17 protein-coding genes are annotated in these 20,133 nt (G+C 30.8%); 2 read left to right on the top strand and 15 right to left on the bottom strand.

Going from position 1 to position 20,133, the window contains the following annotated elements; all coding sequences use genetic code 11:
• Positions 1–700: 700 nt before the first annotated feature.
• On the bottom strand, positions 701–2,341 hold the full coding sequence (merA, locus tag HF295_RS07005; RefSeq protein ID WP_312031454.1) for a mercury(II) reductase: 1,641 nt from the start codon (positions 2,339–2,341) through the stop codon (positions 701–703).
• 154 nt (positions 2,342–2,495) lie between these two features.
• Between merA and HF295_RS07000 the strand changes: the two genes are divergently transcribed.
• Positions 2,496–2,879: a hypothetical protein gene (locus tag HF295_RS07000; RefSeq protein WP_312031453.1), complete on the top strand. Its 384-nt coding sequence runs from the start codon at positions 2,496–2,498 to the stop codon at positions 2,877–2,879.
• A 278-nt stretch (positions 2,880–3,157) separates the two neighbouring features.
• On the opposite strand, the gene HF295_RS06995 is transcribed toward HF295_RS07000, so the two are convergent.
• The 13 genes from HF295_RS06995 to uvrB form a co-directional block, all read right to left on the bottom strand.
• The gene (locus HF295_RS06995) at positions 3,158–5,500 is read right to left on the bottom strand and encodes a heavy metal translocating P-type ATPase (RefSeq protein WP_312031452.1); all 2,343 of its coding nucleotides are present in this window, start codon (positions 5,498–5,500) and stop codon (positions 3,158–3,160) included.
• 14 nt (positions 5,501–5,514) lie between these two features.
• Complete coding sequence (locus HF295_RS06990; protein WP_025724738.1) at positions 5,515–5,880, bottom strand: ArsR/SmtB family transcription factor; 366 nt, start codon at positions 5,878–5,880, stop codon at positions 5,515–5,517.
• Positions 5,881–6,813: 933 nt separating this feature from the next.
• On the bottom strand, positions 6,814–7,842 hold the full coding sequence (locus HF295_RS06985; protein ID WP_312031451.1) for a UvrD-helicase domain-containing protein: 1,029 nt from the start codon (positions 7,840–7,842) through the stop codon (positions 6,814–6,816).
• Positions 7,823–9,283 carry an ATP-dependent nuclease gene (locus tag HF295_RS06980; RefSeq protein ID WP_312031450.1) on the bottom strand — a complete coding sequence of 487 codons (1,461 nt, stop codon included), beginning with the start codon at positions 9,281–9,283 and terminating at the stop codon, positions 7,823–7,825. The genes HF295_RS06985 and HF295_RS06980 overlap by 20 nt, the downstream gene beginning before the upstream one ends.
• Before the next feature lie 51 nt (positions 9,284–9,334).
• Positions 9,335–10,156: a hypothetical protein gene (locus HF295_RS06975; protein ID WP_312031449.1), complete on the bottom strand. Its 822-nt coding sequence runs from the start codon at positions 10,154–10,156 to the stop codon at positions 9,335–9,337.
• Positions 10,157–10,253: 97 nt separating this feature from the next.
• The gene (locus tag HF295_RS06970) at positions 10,254–11,144 is read right to left on the bottom strand and encodes an IS3 family transposase (protein WP_312032611.1); all 891 of its coding nucleotides are present in this window, start codon (positions 11,142–11,144) and stop codon (positions 10,254–10,256) included.
• On the bottom strand, positions 11,141–11,458 hold the full coding sequence (locus HF295_RS06965; RefSeq protein WP_312031448.1) for a helix-turn-helix domain-containing protein: 318 nt from the start codon (positions 11,456–11,458) through the stop codon (positions 11,141–11,143). Before HF295_RS06965 ends, HF295_RS06970 begins: the two co-directional genes overlap by 4 nt.
• A 436-nt stretch (positions 11,459–11,894) precedes the next feature.
• Positions 11,895–13,253, bottom strand: a complete 1,359-nt coding sequence (gene rlmD / locus HF295_RS06960) for a 23S rRNA (uracil(1939)-C(5))-methyltransferase RlmD (protein ID WP_312031447.1) — start codon at positions 13,251–13,253, stop codon at positions 11,895–11,897.
• 117 nt (positions 13,254–13,370) lie between these two features.
• Positions 13,371–13,748 carry a hypothetical protein gene (locus HF295_RS06955; protein ID WP_312031446.1) on the bottom strand — a complete coding sequence of 126 codons (378 nt, stop codon included), beginning with the start codon at positions 13,746–13,748 and terminating at the stop codon, positions 13,371–13,373.
• A gap of 12 nt (positions 13,749–13,760) precedes the next feature.
• On the bottom strand, positions 13,761–14,219 hold the full coding sequence (locus tag HF295_RS06950) for a DUF2089 domain-containing protein (protein WP_312031445.1): 459 nt from the start codon (positions 14,217–14,219) through the stop codon (positions 13,761–13,763).
• 14 nt (positions 14,220–14,233) lie between these two features.
• A complete protein-coding gene (locus HF295_RS06945) occupies positions 14,234–15,013 on the bottom strand; it encodes a VanZ family protein (RefSeq protein WP_312031444.1) in 780 nt (259 codons plus the stop codon).
• Positions 15,006–15,137, bottom strand: a complete 132-nt coding sequence (locus tag HF295_RS06940) for a hypothetical protein (RefSeq protein ID WP_312031443.1) — start codon at positions 15,135–15,137, stop codon at positions 15,006–15,008. Before HF295_RS06940 ends, HF295_RS06945 begins: the two co-directional genes overlap by 8 nt.
• Positions 15,138–15,459: 322 nt before the next feature.
• The gene (gene uvrB, locus HF295_RS06935) at positions 15,460–17,433 is read right to left on the bottom strand and encodes an excinuclease ABC subunit UvrB (RefSeq protein WP_312031442.1); all 1,974 of its coding nucleotides are present in this window, start codon (positions 17,431–17,433) and stop codon (positions 15,460–15,462) included.
• Positions 17,434–17,516: 83 nt separating this feature from the next.
• On the opposite strand from uvrB, the gene HF295_RS06930 reads away from it, so the two are divergent.
• Complete coding sequence (locus HF295_RS06930) at positions 17,517–19,148, top strand: B12-binding domain-containing radical SAM protein (RefSeq protein WP_312031441.1); 1,632 nt, start codon at positions 17,517–17,519, stop codon at positions 19,146–19,148.
• Between the two features lie 24 nt (positions 19,149–19,172).
• Here HF295_RS06930 and pfkA read toward each other — a convergent pair whose 3' ends face one another.
• Positions 19,173–20,123, bottom strand: coding sequence for a 6-phosphofructokinase (gene pfkA / locus HF295_RS06925; protein ID WP_312031440.1), 951 nt, complete (start codon positions 20,121–20,123; stop codon positions 19,173–19,175).
• Positions 20,124–20,133 lie beyond the last annotated feature (10 nt).

Below are 20,133 nucleotides of genomic sequence, written 5' to 3'. Positions count from 1 at the left end.
CCTTACACATGGGGTACATACCCACTAAATATCATAATTGCTAAAAACGCATAACATATTAGGACAATGCCCATTGAAATAGAATAATTAAAGTTTTTTGATTTGAGAAAGAAGCCGAAATAGAAAAACTCAAATATCCATCCAAATAAAAGATATACAGTTGCAAGCATGTTAAATCCTAAATTTGATCGTGTAGCTTGTATCCATGGTAAGAAGTATAGAAATGTGAATATAACTGTAACCAGCGGATAGAGATAAGGTAGTATTTTTTTCATTTGTCCTCCCATGACATAAAGGTGTTTTGAAATACTCCAATAATAATTATTTCAGAGAAAGCAACGTGATAGACTCCACATGCGTTGAAAAAACCAAATTGCTTGCAAAATCAACCTTGTGTGTATTGAAGTAACATCAAAAACGGCTAAAATATGTTTCCCCTTACATGGTTGAAAACCGTCTATAATACCAAAGAAACATATTTTTTGATTTTTACTATTAAATTATTAGATCAAAGTACCATCGTTGATTTCTACATCAAAAGATTGATTTGTAGGGTATAAATCCCCTTTACTTAACTGTTTAAGGTAATCGATGTTAAAACAATTTAGCACCCTAAAATTATAGCTTTACCAAGAGGATAATCGAAAGCAACTATTGAATAAGTCTTATATATACCAATTCAGTTCTGCCTAATTAATGATTAAACTGCACAACAAGATAAATGAGAAACATCTTTTTCAAGCGAGAGGATTGCTAACTTAAGTCCTTCTGACATGGTTAGATATGGAACCATCGTATCTTTTAAATCTTGAATCGTTAATCCGAATTTGATGGCCAATGTGGCTGAGTAAATGATCTCACCAGCATCCTCAGCCAAAATATGTACACCTATAATTTTGTTAGTTGCTTGATCAACAACAATTTTGAAAAGACCCCTAGTGTCATGATTGACGAGTGCTCTTGGCACCATTTCTAAATCAATTGTTCGTGAAACTGTTGAGTATCCTAGCCTGTTTGCTTCATGTTCAGTGTAGCCAACAGATGCGATTGAGGGCGTCGTGAATATGACACTAGGCACATATCTCAAATCTATCTTCTTTTTAACATTACCAAATGCGTTATCCATAACTACTCCACCTTGATAAGCTGCAACGTATACAAACATAGGACCACCAGTGACATCACCAGCTGCATAAATATTTTCATTGCTAGTTACACCGAAATCGTTAATTAATATCTCGTTTGTATCACCAAGTTTAACTCCAGCTAAATCAAGATTCAAATCTTCTGTACTAGGAGTACGTCCGGCTGCAACGAGTAGTGCTTCACTTTCTAAATATGTTTTCTCGTTGTTTTTTGTGAAATGAATCTGAATCAAATCCTGGTTCTTTTCAACTTTGTCATAAGAAATATCATTGATCAATTCAATACCATCAGTCTTTAGTATTTCCTCCATTTTAATCGATATTTCTGAATCATACTCTTTTAATAAATAATGACTTCTTCTTAAAAAAGTAACTTTTGATCCCAAATTTTTTAACATTTGCCCGAGTTCTAGTGCAATATATCCAGATCCGATAATAACAATACTTTTAGGTGTTTTTTTTAATTCTAGTAATGTAGTACTGGTCAAATAATTAACCTGATCTAACCCCTTTATATTGGGAATCACAGGCTTAGAACCTGTCGCAATCAAGTATTTATCTGCAGTATAAACGTTGTTATTGACTGAAATTTGACTACTATTGATAAATCTTGCGTGTCCTTTAATAAGTTCAATTTGATAAACATCTAGTAAGTTTATATATTTTTTTTGTCTTAACTGGTCAACTAAATGATTCTTTTGGTCAATCAGTTGTTCAAAATTTACCTCGTTTGATGATATATTTAATCCTTGAAAATTGTGGCTCTTTGAAAATTGATTTATATAACCTGCACGAATCATGGTTTTTGATGGCACACATCCAACGTTTACACATGTGCCTCCAATCGTATCCCGTTCTATAATTGCTACCGTCTTACCATATTCTTTAGCCTTAATTGCTGCAGAAAAAGCAGCACTGCCTGATCCAATAATAATTAAATCAAAATCTTTTTTATTGGATGTGCTGTCTTGTGCTATATGATTCTCTTCATGTACAGATTTCAAATAATATGGTGTTTTACTCAATGCCAATTCAACATCTTTAAAAGAAATGCTTTCAGTTGAGACAAATTGAGCAACTCCTGTTTTATAATCAACATCAATGATTTTAACTTCTATAGACCCTAAAGCTTTTTCTACATGGATTTCACAGGCATCACATGTCATACCTTGAATAACTGCTTCATACTTTTTCATATGTTTTACCTTTCTTATTTTAGTTGTTTAATTCAGTGTACACATTATATCTAATTTAACTGTCAATAATATTGTATCATGTCCCGAGGATGCTTTCTCTTTATATCCACTTTATTGACGTAAATACAAAGTCTTCTTAAAAGATCTGGATATCATGACAACCATTCAAAGGGTAATTAAATCAACCATCAAGGTTGATGATGTTGAAAGTATCATTGAAAAGTTAACATTAGAAAGAGACGAAAACGAAATAGCATTATCCAATCTAATTGATACAAAGGTAAAAAAACCAGATATTCCAGAATCAATATTTAATGCCAAGTATAGAGAATACTCGGATCGACTTAAAGTTCTAACAGCAGAGATTAACAAGCTTGAACTTGAACACGTAAAAAATTATGATACCAAAAAACGTATGGATAAAATAGGTGAGATTTTAGGTAAAAAGAATTTAGTCATCGATGAACTTGATTCAGAGATATTAAGTACATTCATCTATAAAATGATATCAGTCAGTCCAAATGAGATCGTATGCTAAATTGCCAATACGAACTACACTCATTTTATCACATCACCTAAAGAGTATTCAAAAGGGTTTAAGTCCTCCGTCACTCTACTGTCTAAGGTTTTGAGGTTTAATACAACTTTAGCACCCTAGCCTTCAAATCGTGTAAAAATTTTAGCACCCTAGTGTCATATATATGTAATTTTCTAGCACCCTTAATTTATGGCTTAATGAAGCTGTTTTTATTAGAGACTTGTTAAAAAAACATAGCCTTAAATTGAATAAACTCTAATAAGTTAGTATAATTTAAGTTAATTATTTATTTTATAGTTATATTTGAGTACCCTCATTGCATTTAGTACTGCTAATAATGATACTCCGACATCAGCAATCACGGCTTCCCACATAGTTGCAATTCCGATAGCTCCTAAGGCTAAAAACAGGAATTTAACTCCTAATGCGAAGTATATATTTTGCCAAACAATCTTTCTGGTTCTCTTTGCCACAAAGACCGCAGTACCTATCTTAGAAGGTTCATCATTCATAATCACGACATCAGCTACATCGATGGCTGCATCGGCACCGAGTCCACCCATAGCAATTCCAATATCAGCTCTCGCTAATACTGGTGTATCGTTGATACCATCACCTACAAAGAACAGCTTCCCTCTGCTCGATTTTTGGAGTAATAACTTCTCTACAATATTGAGCTTATCTTCAGGCAACAATTCGCTATGAATTTCATCGATATCTAACTCTTGTCCAACTGTATCAGCAACTAATTTCTTATCACCAGTTAGCATGACAGTTTTTTTAATGCCTAATGATTTCAACATTTTGATAGCTGCTTTTGAGTCTTTCTTTATCTGATCTGAGACAACAATATTTCCAACATATTTTCCATTGATAGCGATGTATATAATTGAACCCAACGAAACAGATTCCTTGAATTCAACACCTTCTCTTTTCATCAATCTAGCATTCCCGATTGCAATGATATCATTTTGATAAGTTGCTTTTACACCGTGTCCAGATATTTCTTCAACATCAGTTATTAAACTTTGATCTATTTCTTTATTGTATTTATTGACGACTGAGACAGCGATAGGATGATTAGAAAAACTTTCCACATAAGCTGCTTTTTCGAGCAACTCTTCTTGTGTTGCACCATTAGCTGTATTGATTTCAGTCACTGTAAACGTTCCCTCAGTCAATGTGCCAGTCTTATCAAAAACTGCAATCTCAATGTTATTTAATGCTTCTAGGTAGTTTCCACCTTTAACTAAGATACCATTTCTTGATGCAGCTCCAATACCACCAAAGAAACCAAGCGGAATCGATACAACGAGTGCACATGGACACGAAATAACTAAGAATATAAGTGCTCTGTAGATCCATTCCTCAAAAGTTGCACCTTGTATAACGAGTGGTGGTATTACCGCAATCAAAACAGCCAACGAAGTGACAATTGGAGTATATACTCGTGCAAATTTAGTGATAAAATTCTCGGTTGGTGCTTTTTTGCTGGTTGCATTTTCAACCATTTCAAGTACCTTAGAAACAGTTGATTCGCTTGCGAGTTTGGTAACTTTAACGGTCAATAAACCATTGATATTAATACAACCAGAGAGTACCATCTCACCTTTTGTAACATTTACAGGCACAGATTCTCCTGTTAGAATTTTTGTGTCAATTGTGGAATCTCCTGACAACACTTCACCATCAAGCGGAATTCTTTCGCCTGGTTTAATGATCATTATCTCTCCAGTTTGAACGTCTTCAACACGCATTTCCACAGAAGTGTTGCCTTTTTTAATCGTTGCGACATCAGGTCTGATTGACATCAATTTTTTTATGGATCTTCTGGATCGATTGACTGCTACGTCTTGGAAAAATTCACCGACCTGATAAAAAATCATAACTGCAACTGCTTCAGGATGCTCTCCAATAGCAAATGCACCCATAGTTGCTATCGTCATTAAGAAGTTTTCATCGAACACCTTACCTCGATATATGTTATTGACTGCCTTCAGTACAACTTCTCCACCGACGATGAAATAACTTAGTATAAGTAATACATAATGAAAAACCGTTCCTTCAGCAATCAATAATGCTCCAATAAATAGTAAGATACCTATACCGAAGATGATTAAATCTTTCGTCATTGATGATTCTTCATCCACGTGATCTTCATTCTTCACATTTGATTGTGCTATCGTTACGCCTGGTTCAATTTTATCAATAATTTTTTGAACCTTTTCTTCTATACGTTTTTGATCTAGCGAATTTTTGAATTGAAGTGTCAGTTTTTTTGCTATAAAATCAACGTTGGCACCTAAAATTCCTTCGGTTTTGTTTAATTTTTCTTCAATCTTAGCCGCACAATTTGCACAGTCTAAACCATCTATTGCATAAATGACATTTGGGGTTAGTTCACATACCTCGACATCACCCTCTTCATCTTTCACAATTTTTTTAATCGTGTCAAATAGTCTTGCAGTATCAGTTGAATCCGCAACTTGTACCTTGATTTCTTTTGTAACAAAGTTTAAATAACCTTCCTCAACTCCGTTTAACTTCTTTATCTTTTGTTCAATCTTATCTGCACAACTCGCACAGCTAATTTCTGATAAACTATATTTAATCTCTTTCATGTTTTTTCTCCATTCTACTTATGTTTTAGATGATTCATTGCTTGAGTTATTAACACGTGGACGTGGTCATCGTCAAGCGAGTAATAAACAACATTCCCCTCTTTTCGGTATTTAACCAAACGATTCTCTCTTAAGGTTTTCAATTGATGTGAGACAGCGGATTGACTGACATTGATCACAGCAGACAGATCGCATACACACAACTCGGTTTCTTTTAATGCCAATATGATTTTCATTCTTGTGGGATCGCTAAATGTTTTGAAGAACAAAGTTAGCAGTGAAATAGATTCATTATCTAGTAAGTTTTTATGGGCTATTTCTATTTTTTCAGGGTGAAGAACATTACATTCACAAAACTCTATTATATCTTTTTGATCCATACTAATCTCCTATCTATATGAGCGTTCATTCATATAGATTTATTATATCACAATAAACTACGGAGTCAATAAAAATAACTTCTTTAGATTGCTTCATCGTTTTTTTATGCATTTTTTTAGCATCAAAACAAATAGATTGTAACGAATATTAGGTGCATTTCAGGTTTTAAGTCATTTTTCCCAACTTATTTCGATGAACAAGAATTTTTTATTATGGTTTTGAGTTAATTATATTGTTTAATCTAAGTAACATTTTCTATGATTGAAAATAAAGACACCTTTAAGGATGAAAAACGCCCATAACCTTGAGCTATGAGCATTTCATATTGAATCTATCTTGGGATCTATTTGTACTTGTATGCGGAATATTACCATAACCTAGTGTTATCTGGGAAGCATTTCTATATAATGGGAATCCAAGTACCTTATAGGCAGTTATCTTAAATTATTCTTCTTCTGGTTCAATACCAAAGAAGTCACACAAAACGAGATAAGCGGCATACCTTTTGGCACCCTTTTTCGACTTAGAAAGTGCTGTTTTTTGAATGGACCAGCTGCGAACATAGCAGGTGCATGACCACCAATACTGCTAAAGACATGATTTTATAAGGTTCAAAGGATAGTTCCCCTGAAATACTAGACCCTCTTTCAATCGATAGATAATTGAGGTTTTGAAGCGAATCGCTACTTTGTTTAAATGTCTTGTCATTATGGACTTTATCACTGTTTTTGATAACCTCTAGACTAACTTTACTATAAATAATGCTAAAAGTTCATATTCTTCAATTTTCTTTTGAACGAATAGTTAGGCTGACAAAAACAGTAAAAATTCTGTTCGTTATAAGCATATCGAAATCGACGATTTAAACCCCTGCGTATAAAAACCCGTTTTGAATATACACTATATATATTCCATTCTGTATGGTTGTTAAATTAATTGATTCTCTTAATTGTATAATAAGCACTTTTAGTTGTCCTTGTAATTGCTGTATACATGTTTTTTTTACTAAGCGAATCTCCTATGATCACAATATCAGAATCAATTGTATTCCCCTTTGCACTTTGAATGGTTTGGGTTCTACCATGCCAATTATCTATTGTATCCGCCAACTTTTTTATTCGACTTTTATATAGTAATACCCTTTTCCCATCATCATAATTTAAAACTTTTTCAAGTGTAATTAATGAAACAGAAGCATCTCTAGATACACCTTGAATGTCAATGTCTAATTCTCGTCTAATCCATTCACAAAGTACATCAGAACATCTATAAGTGAGATTATTAATTTTTGACGGAGATAGTTTTTCAAACCACACACCACCATTGTTGATGTTTTGATAGTCATCGCCCAAAATTCTTAATGAGACATTCGATGAGTATAGTAAGCTACAAAATTTTTCCCTATATCCAGATAAATCTTGTGCTTCATCAAAAATTATAAATGAAAATCTTTTTGACATTATGTAACTCAACTCTTTTGGGTAATTATGAATAATAAATTCAGATATTTGTCCTCTTTGTTGGTGCGTTAGTCTAGTTGAATCTATATCAAAAATATATTTGATAGACCTTGAGTTTTTGAAATAATTTAGCTTGTGAAGTTCACCATTAGTAGAATTTAATGATACTTCATATATTTTCTTGCCTTTATTATAAATTTCCCCATTTGATGTAAATGAAATATTTGATGCAGCTTTTGCAATGTCATTTGGGCTTTCTTTATCAAAATATTTAATATTTGATGAGGAGTTAATAATTGGTATTAAATCAACAAACTTAGGAATAATGAAACTAGCAAATAGGGAATCTATAGTTTTAGATAAAAATCCGTTACTACTCATTTCTTCAACAACACTATTTGTAAAAGCGAGATATAATCCATTCTTTGTTTTACTCATAAGTTTCTTTGAATATGTTGTTTTACCGCCACCAGCCACAAACTTAATTACTTTTGAACTCATCATTAATTCCTTTTATAATATGCCAATCAGACAAATCAACATTTTTCTCTATTAACATTTCTGCAATTTCAGTTTTCTTTTTTTCTTTAGCTATACTTACATCTGGAAAATTAATATGTTTTTTTAATAGACTGTCAAATTCTTTAGTGAGATACTTGTTTTTATATAAATCAGATTCTAGAGTATTATAAACCTCTAGTAATTTAATGTTATGTTTATTACACAATTCTTCAAGTTTTACAAATCTGTCTGAATTCTTTTTTTCTAGTGATAAAGCAAAATCGTTATCACTAATGACTACTATATTCTTATTAAGAAAAGCTGCCAAAATCACATATGGTTCAAACATAACTCCAGCTACATTTACTACAGTCCAATTTTTGTTATTTTGTACCAAGTAATTCCTAATTAACAACTCTTCTGTATAACCTTCCACAAGAATTATGTTGTCAGCTAAGATTAATTCATTTCTTCCTGGATGCAAAAATTTATTCAATTTTCTTTTAATATTACCATCTTGATCATCATGAATGTCAGATAGTTTCAATCCGGATATATGAATAATTTCTTTCAAGAATAACTCGTTTATAACAACTGGTGAATGACTAGTAGTGATGACCATAATGTTTTCTATTTTTCTTAATTCTCTAATTAAAGATCTTATAAGTGATGGATGCAAATGGTTTTCAATTTCATCAATAAGTATGATATTGAAGTCATCATTAATTGAGTTTATAAATATGTTTGCTATACTTTTATATCCCGAACCAATTCTTGCATTATGTTCTTTATCTCCATCCACTACAAATAATCTCTCATTACTAATTTTAGGGTCTGAAAGTTCAATACTAAGATTTTGATTAAACATCAAACACATTTTTTTAAATTCACTTTCTTTTTTGCTAATTTGTTTTTTGATATCAATTTTAGAATCTCTAATTATATTTTTATATTGAACATCTGATTCAATAAACTTAGATATACCCAAAGTAAGACCAGGAATCAATATATCTTCTATTCTTTGAAGTGGAATGCTGTGAATTTTTGGTAATTTTTTATCTTCTCTTGTTGTTTCAATATCAATAGTGCTGCCATTTAACAATCTTACCTGCTTCAAATACCTCCCGGATTGAGTTCTTTTTACTATAACTTTGAAGCCCCACTCGCTTTCTTTTTTTGAATTAATACTTATTAACGATGGAATAGAGTCCTCAAGCAAAACTACATCAATAATAATTGGGTGGCTATCATCACTATCTTTAAAGTCCCCTAATGATACAGGAAAATAATCTCCAACTAATGTATAAAACGCTAGTTTAAGTCCATCTAAAAAATTAGTTTTTCCACTACTATTCTTTCCTACTATTACATTTATACCCTCATCAAGTTGATACTTCCCCGACAAATTTCTAAAATTATCAAAAATAACTTCTTTAATCATAATAGTATCTGCCTTTTACTCTCTTTTTTTGAATGGTTATGAAAAGTAGCTCTATACATCGTCTCTCATCTCCTCTTTTATTGAACTTAATTCTAGATCGTTATCACTACCAGCGTTTCTTTTGTATTTATTTTCTGAATTCACATTCAGAAAAACACCTATAATCAATGGTATTAATGCAGCTGCTAATAAATCTTTATAAATTCCAATAGTGCTATTTAGATTTTCTAAGTCAAGTAAGAGCTTCTCCTCTGATGTTAGCTCTGTAAAATAAATTAGGACTCCATATGTGGATAAAACAATGATTGTTCCAATGAAAGGATATTTCATTGTCCAGTGTGGATAATCATTTTTCTTGACGTTCTCAAGTGCTATTTTAGATATCACTGCATAAAATGTTAATATTACGCTAACAACTGTAAGTGTAGGCATAATTATGCTTAGTGAGTTGGAGAATGTTATATTTGATGAAGAATAAAAATATGCAACATCAAAGAGCTCAAAGTTAAATCCGAACATAGTATATAATATTCCAATATAAACACCTGACAAGAACATGATTATTGTAAGTCTTTGTTTTTCATTAGAAACAGTTTTTTCCGAAGCCAAACTTCTTCTGAAAGCATTAAACATAGGCCATAATAGACTATAAGCTAAAAAAGATCTTAATCCTGTAAGAAAATCAGATTTAATCCAGTTTGCAACTAGCATTACAAAAGGTACTGATCCGATAAAAATTAGAAAAAGAGAAAAAATTAGAACCGCAATTATTACACCTATTTTTTCAGCATTATTTTTACTTTTTGAAAATGAATTTTCTGCATTTTCTTGAAAAGCTTGTTTTAATTGCTCTGCTATGAAAAAACAGGACACATATCCCCCCTTTAAGTTTTAAAAAAGAGGATATAATTACTATTCTTAAATATATTATATCAAATGTTTTCTTTCCTTTATATAGACTCATTGATATTTATTTAATTCCCTTTATTATTCTATATTCTACTGGACTTAAATAATTTAGCTTCCATGATGGCCTTTTGTTATTAAAGTAATTAACATAGATTTCAATCGCTTTCCATGGGTCTTGAAAATCATCTATTTTTAAGTTCTTTTTAATGTCTGCCTTTATCCAGCCATTAAGTGATTCTATAACTGCATTATCAGTTGGTGTAGCCACCCTTGACATGCTTCTTGTAATAGGATAATCTTTGTGCGCTTTTTCAAACTTCTTAGATGCATATATATTGCCTTGGTCACTATGAAGAATTGTATTTAAATCACCATAGCCTCTTTCTTCTTTAATCTTAAGAAAGTCTTTTAAAGAATTATGATGATTCATGACGCCCATGCCATGTTTGTAGTTGGCTAGATTCCACCCTACCATTTCATTATTAAAAACATCTATATGATAGTTCCAATCATATTTCTTCCCATTAATAACCAACATGGTTGTATCCGAACACACAATCTCAAATGGTCTTGATGTTAACCAATTGTTATTCACTAAATTAGGGAACTTATCAGATTGGTGTTTTGGCCTTCTAAAGGCCTTCCTTCTAGCTTTAGAAGAGATACCCATCTCTCTAAAGCACCGATACATTAAGTAATAACTTACAACCCAACCAGTTTCATCTCTAATATCTTTTCTTATGGATCTATATCCTTTTGTCGGATACATTTCATGGTAATTCTTGATTAACATCTTCAGATGGTTCTTAGTTTGTTCTTGATGTGTTAAGTAGGTCTTCCTCTTAAGATACCTGTAATAGCTTGATCTATGAACTTCTAAATACTTACATAAGTCTTTTACATAGTACCTAGCTTTGAATTTGTCTTTCAGTTCAAACTCATATTGTTTTATGAGTTTTTTTTTATATATTTTACATCTTCTTTAGAATAGCCTTTTTTAAGCCGTTCTATTTCAATTTTCAATAAGAAAATTTGATGTTTCAAATCATCTATTGAATCTTTTGTTTTATCAGTTGGTATTTTATCTCTTTGTTTCTTTTTATTTATTAAGCCTGTTATACCCTCTTGTTCATATTTACGTACCCAGTCTCTTTGAGTTTTCCTGGCTACCTTATATTGTCTTTCTAACTCATGTTTTGATATGTGATCATCTAATATCATTTTAACAATCTTAAGCTTAAAGTCAGTTGTATAGTGATTTGTCATTCTTTTTCTCCTTGTCTTGTTTATATTATACATCATTATCTTTAAAGGGGGGGCGTGTGTCCTGTTTTTTCATAGCAGAGCATATCTCATCAACTCAATGATGGAATAGCTTTTTTTACAGTTGAATAAAAAAGTGAGATGAAACACAAAATAATACTTAAAAAATGTCAGAATTGGCTCTATCATTGAGTGTGTAAACATCAAGTATACTTATGCCCTTTATAGTGCGATTTGATAAAATTATCAAAACAAAAATAGGTGTTAAAATATGTTTACCCAAACAAACCTCGACTATCATTTTCAGTCCATTTGAACAAAAAATATGTTTCCACAATGATATGCGTATGTTCCCACAATGGCTAGAAAATAAAAAAAAGGCAATATTTACCCTTTGATAGATAAAATCACCTTTAATTGGTATTTATAAATGGCTTTGTTACGCTGTTTTTAATGAAAGCAATACGATAGACTCAACGTGTGATGTTTGCGGAAACATATCAACAGGAGCCACTTTCTTAATTTCATAATCATGATTAATCAAGTATTCTAAATCTCTTCCTAAAGTTGCTGGATTACATGAAATATAGATAATTTTAGGAATTTTCATATCAACAACTGTTTTTAAAAACTCTTTTTTGCATCCTTTTCTTGGTGGGTCAAAGAAAATAGCGTCAAAAGAATATTTTTTCCATTTTGATATTACTTTTTCAGCATCTCCTACTTCAAAAAAGGCATTTTTTATATTGTTTAATTTGGCATTTCTTTTTGCATCATAAACTGCAGCTCTTAATTGTTCTATACCAAATACTTTATATACTTTATTAGCGATATTTAAAGCAATGGATCCAATCCCTGAATAAGCATCGATGACCTTATCTTTCAAAGATAATCCTGCCATTTCTATAGCTGTTGAATATAATCTTTCTGTTTGTAAAGGGTTAACTTGGAAGAAAGATTTAAAACCAATCCTATATTTAACATCTAGAATCGTATCATAAATAAATCTTTTACCATAAACTAAACGAATAGGTTTATTTAAATGATAATCACTATCATCATCTGTTTTAATTATTCCTACACCAACAAGTTCTGATTGTTGTTCAGCAAGTCTTTTAATAAATTTACGTTCATTAGGTAATTTTGACGCTGATAAATTCATCAAAACCAATATTTCTTTATGTTTACTAGATTCTCTAATAATAATAGATTTTACTAAACCATTCTTAGTTTTTTCATCGAATGCACTGATCTTGTATTGATTAAAAAGATTCTTAATTAAAGTTAATAATTGGAAGGATTTTTTAGGCATAATAAAACATTCTTCTATATCAACCACATCATGAGACTTGGTTTGATAAAAACCTGCTTCTATACCTTCTTTACCATTAGCAAATTTAATCTCAACCTTATTACGATAATAATATGGATTAACCATTGATACCATATCATCAACATCTATGTTATCAACGCCAATTTTTTTCAACATTGATTCTACTCGATATTTTTTAAAAGCAACTTGGACGTCATAGTCCATATGCATTAATTGGCATCCACCACATTCATAAAAATGTTTGCATTTTGGTGCTTGTCGATAAGGACTTCGATTAATCCTTGTGACAACCTGACCAAAACCAAAATTCTTACGTCTATGAGTGATTTCGATTTCAGCTGTTTCTCCCTTTAATAAATCCTCGACAAAAACAGTGTAGCCATCATCTAAACGTGTAACGGCCAACCCATCATGGGTTAAATCGATAGCCTCGACTATGAATTTTTCATTTTGATTTTCAGACATATTTTCTCCTTCCAAATTTACGCAAAAAAATAAATATCTTTATAAATATTATACCATAAAAACTACAAAAAAAGCTGACAATTAAAAAAACACCTCCTAAAAGGTGTTTTTAAGATCTTATTCAACAACGATTTTTACAGTGTCACCATCGCCAGATTTGATATTTACAAGTTCTCCATGAGCTCCTGTTTGAATCATTTCAATGAGTTGATCGATATCAAAATCAAAATCTGATGTATAATTGCCCATAAACTTCTTAGTTTTTAATAATTTAGCAAATTCAATCGGAATTTGAACATTGACATTATCGCCATCAGCTGAATCAATTTTAATTTTCAACATTCTAAATTGTGATTTTTTTTCTATAGCTTTTGGTTCTTCTTGTTCACTTAACAATGATGACAATAATTTTTCTGCCTCTTCAGCGGTAATAATTTTCTTTGATAATAAATCTAAAATTTTCATTCTTTCTTCTTTTAATTCATGGTTTGACATAATTTTCCCCTCCTATTTAATTTTAGCTAATAATTTAGCAGCTTCTTCGACTGATACTTGACCTTTATCAATCATATCTAATATTTCTATTTTACTTTTTTTAGGTGTTTGATCTACATCTTCAGCTTCTTCTTCTTTTGCATCAGCTGAATAACCTAATTCTTCTATGACTTCATCCAACATTTTTTTAATGGTTGGATATGAATAACCCATTTCTTTTTCTATTGCTTTAATGTTACCTCTGTTTTTAACAAATATTTCAATGAAATATAACTTATCAGTGTTTAAATAATTAAACTTTGATAAAGTAAAACGACCTTCCAATTCCGTGTGACAATTAGAACATGATAAATGTGTTACTTCAAGATCGTGTTGGCACACTGGACACTCTGACATCACTGGATATTTCTTAAACTTACCTTTGAATTTTTCTTCAATCTTCTTTTCTATTTCTCTTTCAAAATCTCTCATAATACACTCTCCTTTTAAAATGTTATAATTTCGATTTGTTCACCAGACTGTGGGTAAACATTAATTTTTATACCTTTAGTATTAATAACTCTTTTAATATCTTCCTTTGAAAATCCATCATATTGAAAATCTCTTATAAACAATAAGGCAAATCTTGCAATAAATAAGGGTAAAGGAATAAAGAATAGTACTTTTAAAAACTTGTTGACACCTGGTTCATCAATTAATGTAATATTGAGCTTTAAAAAATGTGCATGATTGGTAAATGATAATCTTTGACCTTGCTTATATAAATATTTATAAGCTTTCTTACTCGATATTTTTTGATCTTCTAAATCTTTTAAGACATCATCCGGATGAATTTTTGATCGCCTATCAAATATTAATATCATCAAGGCAAGCCCAATAATAAAACCGCCTAAATCAAACACTAGAATATCAAGCCATCGGCCAGCTCTTCCTGGAACAAAAGTTTGGATCCACTCATCAATACCAGCTGTAATAAAGCCTATGGTGAGAATCTTTAAAATAGATAGCTTCCAAGCTTTTGCAGTAAAGAAATAAGATACCCCTAATAACAAATACTCAAATACATGAGCTGCTTTTCTTACAAAAGTTTGTAAGAAACTTAAACTTATGGGATTGTTTTTAAATATTGAATCCCAGATATTCTTCAATGTCATTGACAATCCTGAACTCATTTCCCCAGAATCAGTCCCAGAAAACAATGACATTGAGAATATAAATATTGTAAGTAATAAAGATATAAGTAAAGTAATTTTTTTCTTATCCATAATAATCCTTCCGTAATTTAGATTGACGAATATGGTAGTTGTTTTGTAATTGATTCCAATACTCGTTTGGACAAATTGTACCAAATTCTTGGACTTTAAACAACTTGAATTCTCTTTCTTTCATTTTGGTTTCCCCCTTCCTAATAAATCCTTAACAATTAACTTCTTTTCTTGTCTTGAAATTGTTGCCAATATTCACCTTGGCAAAATCCACTGATGTAAACTGTTTCTTTAAATTCTTCTTTACGATATTTCATAATGACCCCTCCTCATTATTGATTTATAAATTAAGATTATTGATTTTTGTAAATAATTTTGTTAACTTTTCTTAATTACACCTTTATTATATCAAGTATTTTAAGGATGTCAAGTAAATTTTTTAATTTTTTTAATAAAATTTTAAAAAAAGTCAATAAAATTGACTTTTTTAATTAATATTATTAATTTTATCTTTTATTTTTGCTAACTTTCTTCATTTCAAAGATTAAATCTCTGATGCGAGCAGCTTGTTCAAAATCTAATTCTTTTGCGTAAACCATCATTTGGTCTTCCAACATAGCGATATTCTTTTCAATTTCTAGTCTTGATAATTTATTGATATCATCAACCACTTGATCAGTATCTGTTTTAATTGAAATTGCTTTAGGAATATTCTTAAGGATGGTTTTTGGAGTAATGTTATTATCAATATTATGTTGAATTTGAATTTCTCTTCGTCTTTCTGTTTCTTCAATAGCTTTTTTCATGGAATCTGTAATTCTTGACGCATACATCACTACATGACCATTAACATTTCTCGCAGCCCGTCCAATAGTTTGAATCAATGATTTCTCACTTCGCAAGAAACCTTCTTTATCAGCATCCAAAATCGCTATAAAAGATACCTCAGGTAAATCTAAACCTTCTCTTAATAAGTTGATACCAACAAGGACATCAAAATCACCTTGTCTTAATTGTCGAATAAGTTCCATTCTTTCTAAAGATTTAATTTTTGAATGTAAGTATTCTACCTTATATCCTAAAGACTTCAAGTAGGCTGTTAGGTCTTCACTCATCTTAATGGTAAGCGTTGTGATCAATACCCTTTCTTTTCTTTGAATGGTTTTATCTATTTCTATAAGTAAATCATCAATTTGATTCATTGAATCTCTAACTTCAACCAAAGGATCTATAAGTCCTGTTGGTCGAATGATTTGTTCAATGACATCTCCAGATTTTTCTAATTCATAATCTCCTGGCGTTGCGGAAACATAAATAACTTGATTAATCTTATCATTAAACTCAGAAAAGTTTAATGGTCTATTATCTAAAGCACTAGGTAATCTAAAACCATAATCAACCAAAGTTTGCTTTCTAGATCTATCTCCATTGTACATACCCCTAACTTGAGGTAAAGTCACATGAGATTCATCAACTACTAAAATAAAGTCATCAGGGAAGAAATCTATTAAAGTAGAAGGAGTTTCTCCTTCTTCTCTTAACGCTAAATGTCTAGAATAGTTTTCTACTCCTGAGACAGTCCCCATTTCTCTTAACATTTCTAAATCATAATTAGTTCTTTGTTCAATTCTTTCAGCTTCTAAAAGCATATTTTTATCTTTAAAGAATTTAATTTGTTCTTTAAGTTCTGTTTCAATTCTTCTTAAGGCTTCATCTAATTTATCTTTATCTGTTAAGAAGTGCGATGCAGGAAACAATGATAACATTTCATAATCTTGAAATATCTCACCCGAAACAATATTAAATTCTCTTATCCTAGAAACTTCATCAAAATCAAACTCAACTCTGATACCCTTGGTTTTTTGATAAGGTGGTAGTATTTCGACAACATCGCCCCTAACCCTAAATGAACCCCTAACAAAATCAATATCATTCCTTATATATAGTATATCCACGAGTCTTTGCATAAGTTCATCCCTGGTCATACCATCATCTTTTCTTAGGGTCACCATACCTCGTTTATAAGTTTCCGGATCTCCAATACCATATATACAAGATACAGAAGCAACAATAATAACATCTCTTCTTTCTAAAAGACTAGAAGTTGCTGCGTGACGCAATTCATCAATTTCATCATTAATTTTTGCGTCTTTCTCTATATATAAGTCTGCCCCTGGAACATAAGCTTCTGGTTGATAATAATCATAATAAGAGATAAAGTATTCCACTCGATTGTCAGGAAATAATGATTTAAACTCCGAGTATAATTGGCCTGCTAAAGTTTTGTTGTGCGCTAAAACAAGAACAGGTCTATCAACCTCTTGAATGACATTAGCTATGGTATAAGTTTTACCTGTACCAGTCGCTCCTAACAAGACTTGTTCTTTCATATTATTATTCAAATTTTCAACAAGAGTCTGAATTGCTTTTGGTTGGTCTCCTGTCGGAAGATATTCTGATATCAATTTAAAATCTTTCATATAATCACCAATTTAAGTATAACATATTTTATATACATTACTTATTTTTTAAATTATTTGATACAATAGATACAGGTGATTAAATGAAAACAATGCTTATAGCAATCAATTCTAAATATATCCATCCTAATCTTGCGGTACGATATTTAAAGGCCAATACACACTATCCTGTAGATGTTTTTGAATACACCATCAAAGATACTCAAGAAAAAATAATTGAAGATATTATGACTTACCAAGCTCATTTGATTGGTTTTTCAGTATATATATGGAATATTGAAATCATAAAAGCACTTCTTAAAAAAATAAGAGCATTATCACCTAAAACAAAATTATTGCTAGGGGGTCCAGAAGTTTCCTATGTAAACGAAGGCTTCTTTAAAGATGATCTAGCTGATTATATTATAGTTAATGAAGGTGAAGAAAGTTTTAATCTTCTCTTAGAAGCTCTTCATCAAGAAGATAATTTAAAGAATATTCCTAACCTTATTTATAAGGAAAAGGATTTAATCATAAAAAACAAAATAAAAATTATTAAAAATCTTGATAATTTAAATAACCCTTATTTTATATTAGATCATGATGACTATCAACATAAAATCCAGTACCTTGAATTGTCTAGAGGTTGTCCATATCAATGCGCATATTGCTTGGCTTCATTGGAAAAGGGTCTAAGGTTTTTCTCCCTTGACCATGTCAAAGAAATCCTTGATTCATTAATAAAACGAGGAGGAAAAACTTTTAAATTCTTAGATAGATCCTTTAATGCCAATCCAAAACTGGCTCAAGAATTTCTTGAATATATCATATCTAGAAATGATAAAAATATTGTTTACCAATTTGAAATTAATGGTGATGTTTTGAAGAAACCTTTCATTGAATTCTTAGTGAATAAGGCTCCTAAAAACTTGATACGCTTTGAATTAGGTATTCAATCAACTAATGATCAAGTCAATCAAGAAGTTAATCGCTATCAAGACACTCAAAAACTAATTGCTAATATTCAAGAACTAAAAAAATCAAATGTTACTTTGCATTTAGACTTAATTGCTGGTTTGCCCTATGAAGATTTAAATAGTTTTAAAAACACTTTTAATACGATTTACCAACTCTTTCCTGATGAATTACAACTAGGATTTCTTAAAATACTTAAAGGAACCTCTATATACTATAAAACAAAAGAACACCAAATCAATTACCAACAAGTTGCCCCTTACGAGATTATTGATAGTAAGTATATTGATCAAGCTTCCTTAGAAATTATACATCAAGTTGAAACTATGTTAAATATTTATTGGAACAAAGGTTTTTTAAACAAAAGTATAAAATTTTTAACAAAAGATATGGACGCTTTTGATTTTTACCTTCAAATGTATGATTTTTTTAAAAAGAAGAATTACTCAACTCTAAGATATCATTTTAAAGACTTGTTTATCTATTTGATTGAATTTCTTAAAGTGAACCAACTATTTACAAATCAAATTGAAAGTTATTTAAAGTATGATTTTCTTAATCATTACCCCATTAAGCCACAAATTTATTGGGAACATTTAGATAATAAAAATGATATTTTAAGAAGTTTTCATCAAAAACATCCTGAATTTAAAATAGATGACTTATATAAGTACGCTTTAGTTACAGATTATCTTGATGGTTATTTAATTGTTCTTTACCATCCAAAACATAAAGATATTATAGAATATAAAAATGACTGAACTTAATTGTCCAGTCATCTTTTTTTATCTTAATTTTTCTAAATAACGATATAAATTAGGTTTATCTGCCTTTTCATAAAGGACCTTACTTAAAGACATTGAATTCACATGTAAACCTTGAGATACAGTGGCTAAATTATGTTTGCCTTCTTTTAATAACTCAACCGCTAATATACCCATCTTAGAAGCTAAAACTCTATCAAAAGCTGAAGGCGATCCACCTCTTTGTATGTAACCTAAGACTGTAGCTCTCGCATCATATCCAGTGTTGGTTTGAATTTTCTTAGCAAGTTGATTAACATCAGTGATGTTTTCAGCAACTACGACAATTAAATGTCTTTTGCCTTGGTTTTTAGCTTTTTGAATTCTTTCTAAAATCTCTGTTTCATTATATCCTGTTTCACTAGTGACCACAATTTCTGCCCCACAAGAAATACCTGAATAGATACTTAAGTCACCACAATCTCTACCCATAACCTCAACAACCGTACATCTTTGATGAGAAAATGATGTGTCTCTTAACTTATCAATGGCTTCCATGGATGTATCTAAAGCTGAGAAGAAACCAATAGTATATTCCGTACCATTGATATCATTATCAATGGTCGCTGGTATACCTATGGTCGGAAAATCTTGAGCCTCTAAAGCCATGGCACCTTTAAATGTCCCATCTCCACCAATTACAACCAAACCATCAATACTTCTTTTTCTTAGGTTATCTATAGCTTTTTTTACGACTTCTTCATTCTTAAAACTATCCAATCTAGCAGAACCTAAAATCGTTCCACCTCGATCTATCATTTGACCTACATCAAAAGAATGAAGGTGTCTAAAGTTATCTTCAACCAATCCTTTATAACCATCTCGAACTCCATATGCTTCAATATTATAATATACACAAGTTCTTACCACAGCTCTTATAGCTGCGTTCATCCCTGGAGCGTCACCACCAGATGTTAACAATGCTATTTTCATTTTACCACTC

The organism is Hujiaoplasma nucleasis, assembly GCF_013745115.1.
Lineage (GTDB): Bacteria > Bacillota_I > Bacilli_A > Izemoplasmatales > Hujiaoplasmataceae > Hujiaoplasma > Hujiaoplasma nucleasis.
The sequence above is the reverse complement of the archived record's forward strand: the minus strand, read 5'-3'. Positions and strand labels throughout refer to the sequence as shown.

Bases quoted from the DNA above. Each gene is read 5' to 3' on its own strand.
- uvrB (WP_312031442.1), bottom strand. From the start codon at position 17,433: ATGAAAGATTTTAAATTGATATCAGAATATCTTCCGACAGGAGACCAA.
- HF295_RS06940 (WP_312031443.1), bottom strand. From the start codon at position 15,137: ATGAAAGAAAGAGAATTCAAGTTGTTTAAAGTCCAAGAATTTGGTACA.
- pfkA (WP_312031440.1), bottom strand. From the start codon at position 20,123: ATGAAAATAGCATTGTTAACATCTGGTGGTGACGCTCCAGGGATGAAC.
- HF295_RS07000 (WP_312031453.1), top strand. From the start codon at position 2,496: ATGACAACCATTCAAAGGGTAATTAAATCAACCATCAAGGTTGATGAT.
- HF295_RS06965 (WP_312031448.1), bottom strand. From the start codon at position 11,458: ATGACAAATCACTATACAACTGACTTTAAGCTTAAGATTGTTAAAATG.
- HF295_RS06995 (WP_312031452.1), bottom strand. From the start codon at position 5,500: ATGAAAGAGATTAAATATAGTTTATCAGAAATTAGCTGTGCGAGTTGT.
- HF295_RS06945 (WP_312031444.1), bottom strand. From the start codon at position 15,013: ATGGATAAGAAAAAAATTACTTTACTTATATCTTTATTACTTACAATA.
- HF295_RS06930 (WP_312031441.1), top strand. From the start codon at position 17,517: ATGAAAACAATGCTTATAGCAATCAATTCTAAATATATCCATCCTAAT.
- rlmD (WP_312031447.1), bottom strand. From the start codon at position 13,253: ATGTCTGAAAATCAAAATGAAAAATTCATAGTCGAGGCTATCGATTTA.
- HF295_RS06985 (WP_312031451.1), bottom strand. From the start codon at position 7,842: ATGAGTTCAAAAGTAATTAAGTTTGTGGCTGGTGGCGGTAAAACAACA.
- HF295_RS06980 (WP_312031450.1), bottom strand. From the start codon at position 9,283: ATGATTAAAGAAGTTATTTTTGATAATTTTAGAAATTTGTCGGGGAAG.
- merA (WP_312031454.1), bottom strand. From the start codon at position 2,341: ATGAAAAAGTATGAAGCAGTTATTCAAGGTATGACATGTGATGCCTGT.
- HF295_RS06955 (WP_312031446.1), bottom strand. From the start codon at position 13,748: ATGTCAAACCATGAATTAAAAGAAGAAAGAATGAAAATTTTAGATTTA.
- HF295_RS06950 (WP_312031445.1), bottom strand. From the start codon at position 14,219: ATGAGAGATTTTGAAAGAGAAATAGAAAAGAAGATTGAAGAAAAATTC.
- HF295_RS06990 (WP_025724738.1), bottom strand. From the start codon at position 5,880: ATGGATCAAAAAGATATAATAGAGTTTTGTGAATGTAATGTTCTTCAC.